Annotated in this window: 14 protein-coding genes; 1 reads left to right on the top strand and 13 read right to left on the bottom strand. The window is 68.0% G+C overall.

The genetic code is table 11. From position 1 onward, the window contains the following. Nucleotides 1-114 precede the first annotated feature (114 nt). The 11 genes from coaBC to pyrR form a co-directional block, all read right to left on the bottom strand. Nucleotides 115-1,368, bottom strand: coding sequence for a bifunctional phosphopantothenoylcysteine decarboxylase/phosphopantothenate--cysteine ligase CoaBC (coaBC, locus tag I2456_RS10785; protein ID WP_371869934.1), 1,254 nt, complete (start codon nucleotides 1,366-1,368; stop codon nucleotides 115-117). Nucleotides 1,369-1,384: 16 nt separating this feature from the next. Further along, nucleotides 1,385-1,717, bottom strand: a complete 333-nt coding sequence (gene rpoZ / locus I2456_RS10780) for a DNA-directed RNA polymerase subunit omega (RefSeq protein ID WP_068031669.1) — start codon at nucleotides 1,715-1,717, stop codon at nucleotides 1,385-1,387. Between the two features lie 38 nt (nucleotides 1,718-1,755). Beyond that, nucleotides 1,756-2,397: a guanylate kinase gene (gene gmk, locus I2456_RS10775; protein WP_174814188.1), complete on the bottom strand. Its 642-nt coding sequence runs from the start codon at nucleotides 2,395-2,397 to the stop codon at nucleotides 1,756-1,758. Between the two features lie 9 nt (nucleotides 2,398-2,406). Then, a complete protein-coding gene (gene mihF / locus I2456_RS10770; RefSeq protein ID WP_067415791.1) occupies nucleotides 2,407-2,724 on the bottom strand; it encodes an integration host factor, actinobacterial type in 318 nt (105 codons plus the stop codon). A 409-nt stretch (nucleotides 2,725-3,133) separates the two neighbouring features. Beyond that, the gene (gene pyrF, locus I2456_RS10765; RefSeq protein ID WP_085072991.1) at nucleotides 3,134-3,955 is read right to left on the bottom strand and encodes an orotidine-5'-phosphate decarboxylase; all 822 of its coding nucleotides are present in this window, start codon (nucleotides 3,953-3,955) and stop codon (nucleotides 3,134-3,136) included. After that, a complete protein-coding gene (gene carB, locus I2456_RS10760) occupies nucleotides 3,952-7,302 on the bottom strand; it encodes a carbamoyl-phosphate synthase large subunit (protein ID WP_085072992.1) in 3,351 nt (1,116 codons plus the stop codon). Before carB ends, pyrF begins: the two co-directional genes overlap by 4 nt. Nucleotides 7,303-7,411: 109 nt before the next feature. Further along, nucleotides 7,412-8,542 carry a glutamine-hydrolyzing carbamoyl-phosphate synthase small subunit gene (carA, locus tag I2456_RS10755; protein ID WP_174814187.1) on the bottom strand — a complete coding sequence of 377 codons (1,131 nt, stop codon included), beginning with the start codon at nucleotides 8,540-8,542 and terminating at the stop codon, nucleotides 7,412-7,414. Further along, a complete protein-coding gene (locus tag I2456_RS10750; RefSeq protein ID WP_068031656.1) occupies nucleotides 8,539-9,048 on the bottom strand; it encodes a PH-like domain-containing protein in 510 nt (169 codons plus the stop codon). The genes carA and I2456_RS10750 overlap by 4 nt, the downstream gene beginning before the upstream one ends. Next, nucleotides 9,045-10,349: a dihydroorotase gene (locus tag I2456_RS10745; protein ID WP_085072993.1), complete on the bottom strand. Its 1,305-nt coding sequence runs from the start codon at nucleotides 10,347-10,349 to the stop codon at nucleotides 9,045-9,047. The genes I2456_RS10750 and I2456_RS10745 overlap by 4 nt, the downstream gene beginning before the upstream one ends. Continuing rightward, complete coding sequence (locus I2456_RS10740) at nucleotides 10,346-11,302, bottom strand: aspartate carbamoyltransferase catalytic subunit (protein ID WP_068031650.1); 957 nt, start codon at nucleotides 11,300-11,302, stop codon at nucleotides 10,346-10,348. The genes I2456_RS10745 and I2456_RS10740 overlap by 4 nt, the downstream gene beginning before the upstream one ends. Further along, nucleotides 11,299-11,856 (bottom strand): bifunctional pyr operon transcriptional regulator/uracil phosphoribosyltransferase PyrR, encoded by a 558-nt coding sequence (gene pyrR / locus I2456_RS10735; RefSeq protein WP_068031648.1) that lies wholly within the window; start codon nucleotides 11,854-11,856, stop codon nucleotides 11,299-11,301. Before pyrR ends, I2456_RS10740 begins: the two co-directional genes overlap by 4 nt. Nucleotides 11,857-12,007: 151 nt before the next feature. On the opposite strand from pyrR, the gene I2456_RS10730 reads away from it, so the two are divergent. Next, a complete protein-coding gene (locus I2456_RS10730; RefSeq protein WP_085072994.1) occupies nucleotides 12,008-12,691 on the top strand; it encodes a class I SAM-dependent methyltransferase in 684 nt (227 codons plus the stop codon). Here I2456_RS10730 and I2456_RS10725 read toward each other — a convergent pair. Continuing rightward, the gene (locus I2456_RS10725; RefSeq protein ID WP_085072995.1) at nucleotides 12,688-13,116 is read right to left on the bottom strand and encodes a cellulose-binding domain-containing protein; all 429 of its coding nucleotides are present in this window, start codon (nucleotides 13,114-13,116) and stop codon (nucleotides 12,688-12,690) included. The two genes, I2456_RS10730 and I2456_RS10725, sit on opposite strands and share 4 nt — an antisense overlap. A gap of 115 nt (nucleotides 13,117-13,231) precedes the next feature. After that, nucleotides 13,232-14,182 (bottom strand): sulfotransferase domain-containing protein, encoded by a 951-nt coding sequence (locus I2456_RS10720; protein WP_085072996.1) that lies wholly within the window; start codon nucleotides 14,180-14,182, stop codon nucleotides 13,232-13,234. Nucleotides 14,183-14,187 lie beyond the last annotated feature (5 nt).

Genomic DNA, 14,187 nt, shown 5'->3' with positions numbered 1-14,187 from the left:
TCCAGTCATGCCAAAAGCTTAGTTAGACGAATTATTATTTCATGCCCTTGCGCCCCCGGCCAGCCCGGCACGCACCCGCGGGGTCAACCCCGATGAGCCACGCTGCCCGGCACGCTACCCGCTGTCGTTATGCAGGAACGTGACAATCGCATCAACGATACGGCTAGCCATCAGCGTCTTGGATCCGTGCTCCAACGCGGACTCTGTTCCGTCCGCCGCCAGCAGCCAGCCGTCGTTGTTGTCCACCTCGAAGGCCCTGCCGTCGCCGACGGCATTGACGACCAGTAAATCGCAACCCTTGCGGTGCAACTTCGCCCGGGCATGGAACAACACGTCGCCGTTGGCGTCACCGGTCTCGGCCGCGAAGCCGACGATCGCTCGCATGTTGGGCAGCTGACCGTGAGCCCGTGCCCGTACCGCCCCAGCCAATACGTCGTCATTGCGGACGAGGTCGATGGCCGGCGGTGCGTCCTGGCTGTCGGGGCTTTTCTTGATCTTGGCGGTGGCCACCTGCGCGGGTCGGAAGTCCGCGACGGCAGCGGCCATGACCAGCACGTCGGCGTCGGGGGCGTGCTTGGACACCGCGTCGGAGAGCTGCTGCGCGGAGCTGACGTGCACCACGTCCACGCCAGCCGGATCGATCAGCCCGGCGGTGTGGCCGGCGATCAGCGTCACGTCGGCGCCGCGCTGGGCGGCCACTCGCGCCAGGGCGTAGCCCTGCTTGCCCGAGCTGCGATTGCCGATGAAGCGCACCGGGTCGATCGCCTCGCGGGTGCCGCCGGCGGTGACCAGCATCTTGCGGCCGGCGAGGTCGTAGGGCAGCGCGTCGTGCCGCTCCAGGAGCAGCTGGGCCAAGGTGGTGATCTCCTCGGCCTCGGGCAGCCGGCCCGCCCCACTGTCGGCGCCGGTGAGGCGACCCGATGCCGGCTCGAGCACTACCGCGCCGCGCCGGCGCAACGTGGCGACGTTGTCGACGGTGGCCGGGTGTAACCACATCTCGGTGTGCATCGCGGGCGCGAACAAGACCGGACAGCGGGCGGTCAGCAGCGTCGCGGTCAGCAGGTCATCGGCGCGCCCGGTGACGGCGCGGGCCAGCAGGTCGGCCGTGGCCGGCGCCACCACGACCAGGTCGGCCTGTTGGCCGAGCCGGACGTGCGGCACTTCGGACACATCGGAGAAGACGCCGGTGTGCACCGGCTGACCGGACAACGCTTCGAAGGTGGCGGCACCGACGAACCGCAGCGCGGACTCGGTCGGGATGACGCGAACTTGGTGCCCGGCCTCGCTGAGCTGACGGACAACGGTGCACGCCTTGTAGGCGGCGATGCCTCCGGAGACGCCGACAACAATCCGTTTGCGGTCCATCACCTCCGGCACTGCCTTGTTACTCGCCTTCGGTGTGTTCGAGCAGGTCGGCGTGAATTTCGCGCAATGCGATCGAAAGCGGCTTCTCTTGCAGACCCGGCTCGACCAGCGGACCGACGTACTCGAGGATGCCCTCGCCGAGCTGGTTGTAGTAGTCGTTGATCTGACGGGCCCGCTTGGCGGCGTAGATCACCAGGGCGTATTTGCTCGAGACGCGGTCCAGCAAGTCGTCAATGGGCGGGTTGGTGATGCCCAGTGGGGTGTCGTAGGCCTCGGCCGCCGGCGACGAGGAATCGAACTGATCCCCGGCTGGGACGGCGGTCAACGACGCGTCGGACGGCGAAATACTCACGTAGCTAATCTCCTGGCGGCTTGAATCGGCTTAAAAAGCTAAGAACTGGACGAATCTCGGGCTTCCGGAGCGGTTCCCACCAGCAAGGATACCAATTCTGCGCACGCAGACTCTAATTGACTGTTGACGACCACCGCATCGAAGTCCGGTTGAGCTGCCAATTCGATGCGCGCGGTGTCCAGCCGGCGCTGGATGACCTCGGGTGTCTCGGTGCCGCGACCGACCAATCTGGCTTCCAGATCCGCCCACGTGGGCGGCGCCAGGAAGACGGTGAGGGCTTCGGGCATCGCTTTCTTGACTGCCCGGGCCCCGGCCAGGTCGACCTCAATGAGCACCGGCACCCCGGCCGCGGTGGCGTCCCGGACCGGTTGGGCCAGCGTGCCCGATCGATGTAATCCGCCGTGAATTTCGGCCCACTCCAGCAGCTCGCCCTCGTCGATGAGGCGCTGGAACTCAGCCGGGCTGACGAAGTGGTAGTCGACGCCGTCTACCTCGCCCGGCCGCGGCGCCCGCGTGGTCGCTGAGACGCTGAAGTGCAGGTCGGGGATCCGCTCGCGCAGACAGCGGACCACTGTGGACTTACCGACAGCAGAGGGACCGGACAGCACGACCACCCGACCCGTAACGGGTCGCCCGAGAGGTGTGGCGCGTTGGTTGTCCGGTCCCCCGCTTGCGCTCACCGGCGCGAGCTAGGCAGAGCCGAACTTCTCCAGCAGCGCCTTGCGCTGACGGTCGCCCAGGCCCCGCAGGCGGCGGGTGGGGGCGATTTCCAGCTCGGTCATGATCTCCTGCGCCTTGACCTTGCCCACCTTCGGCAGGGCCTCGAGCAGCGCCGAAACCTTCATCTTGCCCAAGACCTCGTCGGTCTCGGCGTCCTTCAGCACCTGCGAGAGGTTGGTGCCGCCACGCTTGAGCCGATCCTTGAGCTCTGCTCGTGCTCGACGTGCGGCGGCAGCCTTCTCCAACGCGGCCGCGCGCTGCTCGTCGGTCAACTGGGGAAGGGCCACGATTCCTCCGTCTCTCATCGATAACAATCGATCGTCGTTTGTCTCAGCCGGGTACTCCAGGCCAGCGCAGACGACCGTACTCACGGTCCCTGACGAAATCTAACCCGACCCCCCGGTTTCGGGGGCATTTGTCCTGCATGGACCGCTCCTGACGGTCCCGTGAGCCGACGCTGAGCGCCCGGCCGGGCAACGCGGATACCGGCCGGGTGAACACCCGTTCCGGCACGGCAGCAGCCGTTCAGCCGACCCAGATACGAAGCTGACCTGCGCTTTTGTTCCGTGGAACCGCTTTGATCGGCCGCGCTGGTCGCCGACGATCGAGTCACCCGGTGACTCAGCGGCTGAGAATTGGACGTCGCAGTGCCGGGGATCACGGATTTTCGTCGGTGCTCGCGCGTGTCGCCGCGCGCTATCCCGCCAGGTAGGCGACGGCGTCGCGCATGCGTTCGGCCGCCGCGCGCAGGTCAGCAACGCTGGGGCCGGCGCGCAGCACCTCTCGCGACACCGCCGGCAGGAGGTGTTGGGGCGGTGCGCCGCCCAGTCCGGCGAGCGCGTCGGGCCGACCGCCCTGCGCCCCGACGCCGGGCACCAGCACCGGCCCGCCGATGTGGGTGAGGTCGGGGACCTGGAACACCGTCGCTCCGACGACCACGCCGATCGATCCGGGGGCGGGCTGCGCGGCCTGGTTGGCGCCTGCGACGTGGTCGACGATCAACTGGGCCACCGTGCGCCCGTCGGTCTGCGCGCGCTGCACGGTCGCGCCCTCCGGGTTGGACGTCGCCGCCAGCACGAAGACGCCGCGGTCATTGGCCGTGGCGACCTCCAGCAGCGGCCGTAGTGACCCGAAACCCAGGTACGGGGAGGCGGTCACGGCGTCGGCGGCCAGCGGCGAGTCAGCGGCCCAGGCGGCTGCGTACGCGGCCATGGTGGTTCCGATGTCGCCGCGCTTGGCGTCGGCGAGCACCAGCACCCCGTTGGCGCGCAGCGCCGCCATGGTGCGTTCCAGCACCGCAAAACCGGCCGCTCCGTACGCCTCGAAGAACGCGACCTGAGGTTTGACGATGGCGAATCCGACGTAGGCCTCGACGCAGATGTCACAGAACGCGGACAGCCCGTCGGCCGTAACCGGCAGGCCCCAGGCGCGCAGCAGTTCGGGGTGCGGATCGATCCCCAGACACAGCGGTCCGCACCGCGATTTGGCGTCGGCCAGCCGAACGCCGAAACTGGTCAACCGTCGCTCCGCGAGCCCAGCGCACGGTGCAGTTCCTGCAGCGACAGCACACCGATGTCACCCCGGATCCCCGCCTCGATGCCTTGCACGGCGGCCGAGGCACCTTGCACGGTGGTGACGCAGGGGATGTTGACAGCGACAGCGGCAGAACGGATTTCGTAGCCGTCGATGCGCGGGCCGGAATTGCCGTAGGGCGTGTTGATCACCATGTCGACCTCACCGGCGCGGATGGCGTCGACCGCGGACAACGCGGGCCGGCCCTGTTGCGGCCCCTCGAAATGCTTGCGCACTTCGTCGCAGGGAATACCGTTGCGGCGCAACATTTCTGCGGTTCCCTCGGTGGCCAGAACGCGGAAACCCAGATCGGCCAGTCGCTTGACGGGAAAGACCAGGGATCGCTTGTCGCGGTTGGCGACCGAGACGAACACCGTGCCGTCGGCCGGCAACGACCCGTAGGCGGCGGTTTGGCTCTTGGCGAAGGCGGTGCCGAAATCGCGGTCGATTCCCATGACTTCGCCGGTCGACTTCATCTCTGGGCCGAGCAGCGAGTCGATGGCCGCGCCGTCGATGCGGCGGAACCGGTGAAACGGCAGCACCGCTTCCTTGACCGCGATCGGGGCGTCGGGTGCGGCATTGGCACCGTCCCCGGCGGCCACCAGCATCCCCTCCTCGCGCAGCTGAGCGATGCTGGCGCCCAGCATGATTCGCGAACACGCCTTGGCCAGCGGAACGGCTGTGGCCTTGGATACGAAAGGAACGGTACGGCTGGCTCTGGGGTTGGCTTCCAGGACGTAGAGCACGTCGTCTTTGAGCGCGTATTGGACGTTGAGCAGGCCCACCACCCCGATGCCGTGCGCGATGGCCTCGGTTGCGGTGCGCACCTTCTCGATGTCGCTGCGGCCCAACGTCACCGGGGGCAGTGCGCAGGCCGAGTCGCCGGAGTGGATGCCGGCTTCCTCGATGTGCTCCATGATGCCGCCGATGTAGACCTCGGTGCCGTCGCACAGCGCGTCGACGTCGATCTCGACCGCGTCTTCGAGGAAGCGGTCGACGAGCACCGGGTGTTCGGGCGACAACTCGGTAGCGCGGGTGATGTAGCCCTTGAGCGTTTCCTCGTCGTAGACGATCTCCATGCCGCGCCCGCCCAGCACATACGACGGCCGCACCAGCACCGGATAGCCGATGTCGGCGGCGATCCGCTGCGCCTGCGCGAACGTGGTTGCGGTGCCGTACTTGGGTGCCGGAAGGCCCGCGGTGTGGAGCACGTCACCGAACGCGCCGCGGTCTTCGGCGAGGTCGATGGCTTCCGGCGGGGTCCCGACGATGGGAACGCCGGCGTCGGCAAGCCGCTGCGCCAGGCCCAGCGGGGTCTGGCCGCCGAGTTGGACGATGACCCCCGCGACGCCCGGCCCGCCCGCACCCGACTGCTCCTCGGCGCGGAACACCTCGAGCACGTCCTCGAAGGTGAGCGGCTCGAAATACAGCCGGTCGGCGGTGTCGTAGTCGGTGGACACCGTCTCCGGGTTGCAGTTGACCATCACGGTCTCGAACCCGGCTTGCGACAACGTCGTTGCCGCGTGCACGCAGCTGTAATCGAACTCGATGCCCTGCCCGATGCGGTTGGGCCCGGAACCCAGGATCAGCACCTTGGGCTTCTCGGTCTGCGGGGCGACCTCGGTCTCGGCGGCCGGGTCGAGTTCATAGCTGCTGTAGTGATACGGCGTCTTGGCCTCGAATTCCGCGGCGCAGGTGTCCACCGTCTTGTACACCGGGTGGACGCCGAGCCGCTCGCGCAGCGACCGCACCCCGTCTTCCCCGGCCAATTCCGGGCGCAGCGCGGCGATTTGGCGGTCGGAGAGTCCGTTGTGCTTGGCGCGGCGCAGCAGGTCGGCGTCCAGCACGGGTGCGGCGGCCACCTCGGCGCGGAGCTTGACCAGCTGGCCGATCTGGGCGACGAACCACGGATCCACCCCGCTGGCTTCGGCGACCCGCTCGATGGATGCGCCCAGTCGCAACGCCAGTTCCAGGTCGTAGAGCCGGCCTTCGGTCGGGGTCTGGAGTCGTTTGAGGACGTCGTCGACGGCGCCGTCGGGATCCGGCTTCGTCCAGAACCCGGCGCGGCTGGTCTCCAGTGACCGCATCACCTTGCCGAGCGCTTCAACGAAGTTGCGGCCCAACGACATCGCCTCCCCGACAGACTTCATCGTGGTGGTCAGCGTCGCATCGGCACCCGGGAACTTCTCGAAGGCGAACCGCGGCGCCTTGACCACGACGTAGTCCAGCGTGGGTTCGAAACACGCTGGGGTTTCCTTGGTGATGTCGTTGACGATCTCGTCGAGGGTGTAGCCGATGGCCAGCTTGGCGGCGATCTTGGCGATCGGGAAGCCGGTCGCCTTGGACGCCAGCGCACTGGAGCGGGATACCCGGGGATTCATCTCGACGACGATCAGCCGGCCGTCGCGCGGGTCGATCGCGAACTGGATGTTGCAGCCGCCGGTGTCCACGCCGACTTCGCGCAGGATCGCGATGCCGAGGTCGCGCATGCGCTGGTATTCCCGGTCGGTCAGCGTCATGGCCGGCGCGACGGTGACCGAGTCACCGGTGTGCACGCCCATCGGGTCGAGGTTTTCGATCGAGCACACCACCACCACGTTGTCGTGGCCGTCGCGCATCAGCTCGAGTTCGAATTCCTTCCAGCCGAAGATCGACTCTTCGATCAAGACATTGGCGCTGGGGCTGGCGGCCAGCCCGGCCCCGGCCATCCGGTCGACCTCCTCGGCCGATTGCGCCATGCCCGAACCCAGCCCGCCCATGGTGAAGCTGGGCCGCACGACCACCGGCAGACCCAGTTCCTCGACCGTTTCGCGGACCTCGTCCATGGTGAAACACACTCGGCTGCGGGCGGATTCACCACCGACCTTGGCGACGATGTCTTTGAACCGCTGGCGGTCCTCGCCGCGCTGGATCGCGTCGAAGTCGGCACCGATGAGTTCGACGCCGTAGCGGTCCAGCGCCCCGTTCTCGTACAGAGCGACGGCGGTGTTCAGCGCGGTCTGCCCGCCCAGGGTGGCCAGCAGCGCGTCGATTTTGTTGCCGCGCTCAGCTTGTTGGGCGATCACCTTCTCCACGAACGCCGGCGTGATCGGTTCGACGTAGGTGAAGTCGGCGTACTCCGGGTCGGTCATGATGGTGGCCGGGTTGGAGTTGATCAGGCTGACCTGCAGGCCCTCGGCACGCAGCACCCGGCAGGCCTGGGTACCGGAGTAGTCGAATTCGGCCGCCTGGCCAATGATGATCGGCCCCGAGCCGATCACCAGCACGTGGCGCAAGTCGGTGCGACGCGGCACTAGCGGTCCCCTTCCTGCGCGCGCCCAGCCTGGGCGCGAGGGTGCGCAGTTGTACGGATTGTGCGGCGTGTCGCTGTACAGACACGCACGCTCGCGAGAAGACGTTGGGTCATCGGTGCTCGCCCGCCATCAGGTCGATGAACTGGTCGAACAGGTACTCCGCGTCGTGCGGGCCGGCGGCGGCCTCCGGGTGGTACTGCACGGAGAACGCGCGTCCGTCCTGCAGTCTCACTCCCTCCACGACCCCGTCGTTGGCGCAGGTGTGACTGACGATCGCCGTGCCGAACGGTGTGTCGAAGGACTGCCCGGCCTCGCCTTCCAGTGCGAACCCGTGATTCTGGGAGGTGACCGCGACCCGGCCGGTGGCGTGGTCCATCACCGGGATGTTGATCCCGCGATGACCGAACACCATCTTGTAGGTGGACAGTCCCAGCGCGCGGCCCAGGATCTGGTTGCCAAAACAGATGCCGAACAACGGGATTCCGGCGTTCAGCACCTCCTGGGTCAAGGCGACGACATGGTCGGCGGTGGCGGGGTCACCGGGTCCGTTGGACAGGAACACCCCGTCCGGCTTGATGTCGGCGATCTGGTCAAAGCCGGCCGAGGCGGGCAGCACATGGCTGCGGATCCCGCGCCGGGCGAAGTTGCGCGGCGTGTTGGTCTTGATGCCCAGGTCCAGTGCGACCACGTTGAACCGTTGCGGCCCTTCGGGTTCCACGACGTAGATCTCGGGTGTGCTGACTTCACCGGCCAGATCGGCGCCCAGCATGGACTCTTGAGACCGGACCCGCCCTACGAGCTCGTCGGAATCGGCAAGCGCCGGGCCGGAGAATATCCCCGCCTTCATCGAGCCCCGGCTGCGCAGGTGGCGCACCACCGCCCGGGTGTCGATACCGGCGATGCCGACGATGTGCTGGCGGACCAGTTCGTCTTCCAGGGTGCCGCTGGCGCGCCAGTTGGAGGGCTGCGGCGACGGGTCGCGCACCGCGTAGCCGGCAACCCAGATCTTGTCGCCGCGGCTTTCGGCGTCTTCGCCGTTCCATCCGGTGTTGCCGATCTGCGGGGCGGTCGCCACCACGATCTGACGGTGATAGCTCGGATCGGTCAGCGTCTCCTGGTAGCCGGACATGCCGGTGCTGAAGACGGCTTCGCCCAGCGTCTGACCGATGGCGCCGAAGGGCGTCCCGGTGAAGATGCGGCCGTCCTCGAGCACCAGTAGGGCCCGGTTGTGGTCTGTCACGCGACTCCCTCCGGCTGGCCGTCCAGCCACTCCTCGTATTCGCTGCGGTTGTTCGCGCGGAACCCGGTGTCGATCTCGACACCCGCGGGCAGCCGCCACCGGATCGCCAGGATGCCGTTGCGGGCGGCGACCTTGCCGGCGATCCCCCGTTCGGTGCGGATCGCGGTGATCGACTCCTGCGGTATCCAGATCGGTTGGGCCCGAATGCGTTCCATCAAGATGCCCTCGGGGTAGCGGGTGAGCACGGCCTTGCTGCGGTAGCCGAGATCGCCGGCGGTGACCCGCTCGTTCCAGGCCGGCGCCAGGGTGGAGCCGACATAGAGGCCGCGGCTGACGCCCAGCGCCCCACCCACGACATCGGGCACGGTGGGCAGCGTGCCGATCAGCTCTTGTTGCCGCTCACCCCGACGCCGCCAGCCGAGCATCATCAGCTGAATCACGACGGCGATGGCGATCACCACGATCCCCGCGAAGATCAGCGACCCCACCAGTGTGCCTGAATTCATGCGGGGCTCTTTCCGTCACGGGCCGTGACCTTTCCGCGCAGCAGCGTCGCGGTGACGGTGGCGGGCAGGGTCATCGATTCGAAGGGTGTGTTGGCCGACCGGCTGGCCAGATCGGCCCCGGCGACGGTCCAGGTGGCGTCGGGATCGACCACGGTGAGGTTGGCCGGCTCCCCCACTTCCAGCGGCCGGCCCTGGTCGGGCAAGCCGACGATGCGTGCGGGGTTCTCGCTCATCACCCGGGCGACATCGCGCCAGGTCAGCAGTCCGGGCTCCACCATGGTCTGCACCACCACCGACAACGCCGTCTGCAGTCCCAGCATGCCGGGGCGTGCGGCGGAGAACTCGACGCACTTCTCGTGTTCGGCATGCGGGGCGTGATCGGTGGCCACACAGTCGATTACACCGTCGGCCAGCGCTTGGCGCAGCGCGACCGCGTCGTCGGCCTCGCGCAGCGGCGGGTTGACCCGGTTGGCCCCGTCGTAGCTGGCCAGTCTGCTGTCGTCGAGCAGCAGATGATGCGGGGTCACCTCCGCGGTGATGGAAATGCCCTGCTCCTTGGCCCATCTGACGATCTCCACGGTGCCGGCCGTGGAGGCGTGACAGATGTGCACCCGCGCGCCGGCGTCACGGGCCAGCAGTGCGTCGCGGGCCACGATCGACTCCTCGGCGGCCCGCGGCCAGCCCGCCAGCCCCAGCCGCGCGGCCGCAGGACCCTCGTGCGCGACGGCGCCGACGGTCAGCCGGGGCTCCTCGGCGTGCTGGGCGATCAGCACCCCCAGGCCGGTGGCGTACTCCAGCGCCCGGCGCATCACCAGCGGGTCGTGCACACAGATGCCGTCGTCGGAGAACATCCGAACCTGGGCCACACCGGCGTTCATCATGCCCATCTCGGTCAGCTCGACCCCGGCCAAGCCGACCGTGACCGCGCCGACCGGATGCACGTCGACCAGCCCGACCTGCTGACCGCGGTGCCACACGTGGTCGGTGACCACCGGCGTGTCGGCGACCGGGTCGGTGTTGGCCATCGCGAACACCGCCGTGTATCCGCCCAAAGCGGCTGCGGCCGAGCCGGTTTCGATGTCTTCAGCGTATTCGCGGCCGGGCTCGCGCAGATGGGTGTGCAGATCGACGAACCCGGGCAGCAGGACCTGTCCGGTGGCGTCGATGACGTCGGCCAGTTCCGGGATCGCCAGATTCGGGCCGATGTCGGCGATCTGACCGGCGTACCCGTCACTGTCGACGAGCACGTCGACTTGGTCGCCCTCACCGTAGAGCCGCACCCCGCGTAGCAGCACGCTCATGCCGCCCCCTCTTTCCCGGCCGATTCGGTCCCGACCAGCACATGGAACAACACCGCCATGCGCACGTGCACACCGTTGGAAACCTGTTGCAGCACCGCCGATTGCGACGAGTCGGCCACCGAAGAGGAGATCTCCATGCCGCGCAGCATCGGGCCCGGGTGCAGGACCACCGCGTGGCCGGGCAGCAGTGCCTGGCGCCGCGCGGAAAGCCCGTAGCGGGTGGAGTATTCACGCACCGACGGGAAGAACCCACCGTTCATCCGCTCGGCCTGCACGCGCAGCATCAGCACCGCGTCGGCGGCGGGCAGTTCGGCGTCGAAGTCACCCGCGACGGTCACCGGCCAGTCCTGGACGCCGACCGGCAGCAGTGTCGGCGGCGCCACCAGCACCACCTCGGCCCCGAGGGTGTGCAGCAGCATGACGTTGGAGCGGGCGACCCGGCTGTGCAGGATGTCCCCGACGATCACGATGCGCCGGCCTTCGATGGCCCCGAGCCGTTGCCGGATGGTCAGGGCATCCAGTAGCGCCTGGGTGGGGTGCTCGTGGGTGCCGTCACCGGCATTGATCACACAGGGGCCGCCGTCTTTCGTCGCGGTCCACTCGGCCAGCAGGTGCGCCGCCCCGGAGGCGGGGTGGCGGATGATCAGCGCGTCCGCGCCGGCCGCGCGCAGGGTCAGGGCGGTGTCGCGCAGCGATTCGCCCTTGCCCACCGAGGATCCGGCCGCACTGACGTTGATCACGTCGGCGCTCATCCACTTGCCGGCCACCTCGAACGACACCCGGGTGCGGGTGGAGTTCTCGTAGAACATCGTGACGACGGTGCGACCGCGCAGCGTCGGAAGCTTCTTGATCTCCCGGCCCACCAACGCCTGGGCGAAGCGATCGGCGTCGTCGAGGATGGCGATGGCCTCGTCGCGGGTCAAGTCGCCGGCGGCGAGCAGGTGCCTGCTCATGACGCATCCCGCTCGATGACGACACCGTCGCGGCCGTCGTGCTCGCTGAGTTGCACGTGCACACTTTCGGTGCGGGAAGTGGGAACGTTCTTGCCGACGTAGTCGGCGCGCACCGGCAGTTCGCGGTGACCGCGGTCGACCAGCACGGCCAGTTGCACCGCCCGCGGCCGGCCCACGTCGCGCAGCGCGTCCAGGGCCGAGCGCACCGAGCGGCCCGAGTAGAGCACGTCGTCGACGAGGATCACCAGTGCGTCGTCGATGCCCCCGGCGGGGATGGAGGTGGCTTCCAGCGGCCGGGGCGGCTTGATCATCAGGTCGTCGCGATACAGCGTGATGTCCAGCGCGCCGTGGTCGACCGCGACGCCGCTGTATTCGCCGATGTTGGCAGCCAGCCGATCGGCCAGCAGCACCCCTCGGGTCGGAATGCCGAGCAACACCACGCGCGGCGAATCTCCGCCGTCCAGCGCGGTTTTCTCGATGATCTGATGTGCCATGCGGGAAATGGTCCGACCGACGTCGGCCGCTGACATCAATTCTCGGGGTGCAGCACCCATGCGAGACCTTGACCTCCTTCTCCGCCTCTCTGGACGGGTCGTTAAAGGATGTCGACTGCGGGGCAGCCTAGCACTGACTGGGCCGACGGCAGCGAAGCGGGTCGCGTGACGCGTTCGGTGATGTGCCGCGATCGGGTCTACCCTGGCGAAAATGACGGGTCCGAGCTCTTCACGGCGTATTGACTTCGATGCCCTCTATCGCGGCGAAAGTCCCGGCGAAGGCCTTCCGGCGGTGCAGACACCACCGTGGGACACCAAGGAACCGAAAGAGAACGTCATCGCCTGGATGGCCGAGGGCTTGATTCACGGCGACGTCCTCGACATCGGCTGCGGGCTCGGCGACAACGCCATCTACCTGGCCAAAAACGGGTACCGGGTGACCGGACTCGACATCTCGGCGACCGCGCTGGCCACCGCGCGCCAGCGCGCCCAGGACGCCGGAGTGCAGGTGACGTTTGCGGTCGCGGACTCGACCAAGCTCGACGGCTACACCGATGCCTTCGACACCGTGATCGACAGCGGCATGTTCCATTGCCTCGACGACGACGGCAAGCGCAGCTACGCCGCGGCCGTCCACCGCGCGACCAGGCCGGGGGCCACCCTGCTGCTCAGTTGTTTCTCCGACGCCAATCTCGCCGACGAAGAGTGGCCGCGCCCCGCGGTGTCGGAGCAGACGCTGCGCGAGGTTTTGGGCGACGCCGGTTGGCAGATCACCTCGCTGGAGCCCAGCACGTGGCGTCGGGAACTGGACGGGACCGAGGTCGAGATGTCGTTCTGGTACCTACGCGCTCAGCGCGTCGACGCGGATGAGACCGGAGAGCAGCCCGGCCTCTAGCTGCACCGATATTGCCCGTTGAGCACGCAATTCGACGGTGGCGTGTAGGTACCGCTCAGCACGCCCCGGAAACCGCCGGTGGCCGACCCACCGGGTGCGATCATGCGATTCCAGTTCGCCGGGCTGAGCACGAAGTGGGTGCCGGATTGCGCAATGGTGCTGTTCCACGTGTGCAGGACGGATTGTCCTGCCGGCATGTCGAATTCGAGCCGCCAATCACTGAGCGGCGCCAGGCTCGCGTTCGTGATGGAGAAGTTGGCGATGAAGCCGGTCTGCCACGTCGATGTCACCGACAACGTCGCTGTGGCCGCAGCCGCATGAGCAAGGGGGGGCGTGCCGAGTCCGAGGACGGCGACGAAGAACGCCGACAAAGCTACGTGAAGTGCTGTGCGCCAGCGCTTCTCGCAACGGTTCAGTCCGGTCATAGGAGCCCACACTATAGCCGAACAGGCGATACCGGCCCTCAGATCGCCGGTTAGCTGCACGAACTTTGCTCAACCGAAACCGTCACGAGATTTCCCCGAAGCGGCGTAGCGGGTGCTATGCGGCCGGGTCGCAGCCCTGACGTCCCTCGTGCGCCCAGGCGAGCAGATCGGGCGGGGCGAGTTGGTTGATCCGGTCGTAGTAGCGCCGATACACCGCGTCGTCGAAGAAGTGTCGCCATTCGCCGCGGCTCCCGGCCCGGAAGAACTGCTCGTTGCTGCGCCAGATGCCTTCGGTGGCTTCGGGGGCCAAAGCCGAAGCGTGCGCACGCATCTCGTCGAGTCGGGCGTGTTCGGCGAGCTCGGCGGCGCGCTCGCGGCTCAGCTGGTAGCCCAGGGCGTGTCCCAGCCGTACCAGCTCACCGACCAAGTCGGTCTGCAGGTCCAGGTAGTGGAACATCGCCACATTGGGTTGGTGGCGTCGGGACCACACCGTCCAGAAGTGGTGCAGGATGTTCGACAGGGAGCCCATATGCTTGGCCGGCGGCAGAAAGCCCGGCCGGTCCGGCGGGACGATGGGGCCCTCCAGCCAGTCCCGGAACGCCTCGTGCGGGCTGCGGTCGCGCGGTGCGCCCGCGGCTTCGAGCGAACGGTTCAGCGTCGAGTGGTTCATGTTGTCCCACTGGGCCAATTCCGACATCGCGGCATCACGCGGATCGCGCCCGACGCCGAGGTAGGTGACGCGGTCGTCGAGAACCAGCCCGTCCAGCGGCGTATGCGTCTTGATGAACCGGCGGTGGCGCTGGGCCTCGAGGCCGGCGACCACTTCCTCGATCGGGCGCACGGTGCGGTCCAGCCACGGCGAGACGATCGACAGCGGCCCCGGCAATCGTGGCCCGTCGAAGATCAGCAGCGACACCAGGCGCTGGGTCCAGGTCACGCCGCACTTGGACGGCGCGGAGATGACGATGTCGCCCTCCCGTAGCGCCAGCGCGTCCCAGCGCCGGTTGTCGCTGATCCACGAGCGGTACTCAAACCGGTCGGCCACCGCGCTCGCGCCTCGACTCATCGCTC

The sequence above is a fragment of the Mycobacterium kubicae genome (assembly GCF_015689175.1).
GTDB lineage: Bacteria > Actinomycetota > Actinomycetes > Mycobacteriales > Mycobacteriaceae > Mycobacterium > Mycobacterium kubicae.
Note: the sequence above shows the minus strand (reverse complement) of the source record. Positions and strands in the feature narration are given on the sequence as shown.

What these genes read in the sequence shown, in the direction of transcription:
- I2456_RS10750 (WP_068031656.1), bottom strand. Translation starts at nt 9,048, where the DNA reads ATGAATTCAGGCACACTGGTGGGGTCGCTGATCTTCGCGGGGATCGTG.
- I2456_RS10745 (WP_085072993.1), bottom strand. Translation starts at nt 10,349, where the DNA reads ATGAGCGTGCTGCTACGCGGGGTGCGGCTCTACGGTGAGGGCGACCAA.
- I2456_RS10740 (WP_068031650.1), bottom strand. Translation starts at nt 11,302, where the DNA reads ATGAGCAGGCACCTGCTCGCCGCCGGCGACTTGACCCGCGACGAGGCC.
- pyrR (WP_068031648.1), bottom strand. Translation starts at nt 11,856, where the DNA reads ATGGGTGCTGCACCCCGAGAATTGATGTCAGCGGCCGACGTCGGTCGG.
- I2456_RS10730 (WP_085072994.1), top strand. Translation starts at nt 12,008, where the DNA reads ATGACGGGTCCGAGCTCTTCACGGCGTATTGACTTCGATGCCCTCTAT.
- I2456_RS10725 (WP_085072995.1), bottom strand. Translation starts at nt 13,116, where the DNA reads ATGACCGGACTGAACCGTTGCGAGAAGCGCTGGCGCACAGCACTTCAC.
- I2456_RS10720 (WP_085072996.1), bottom strand. Translation starts at nt 14,182, where the DNA reads ATGAGTCGAGGCGCGAGCGCGGTGGCCGACCGGTTTGAGTACCGCTCG.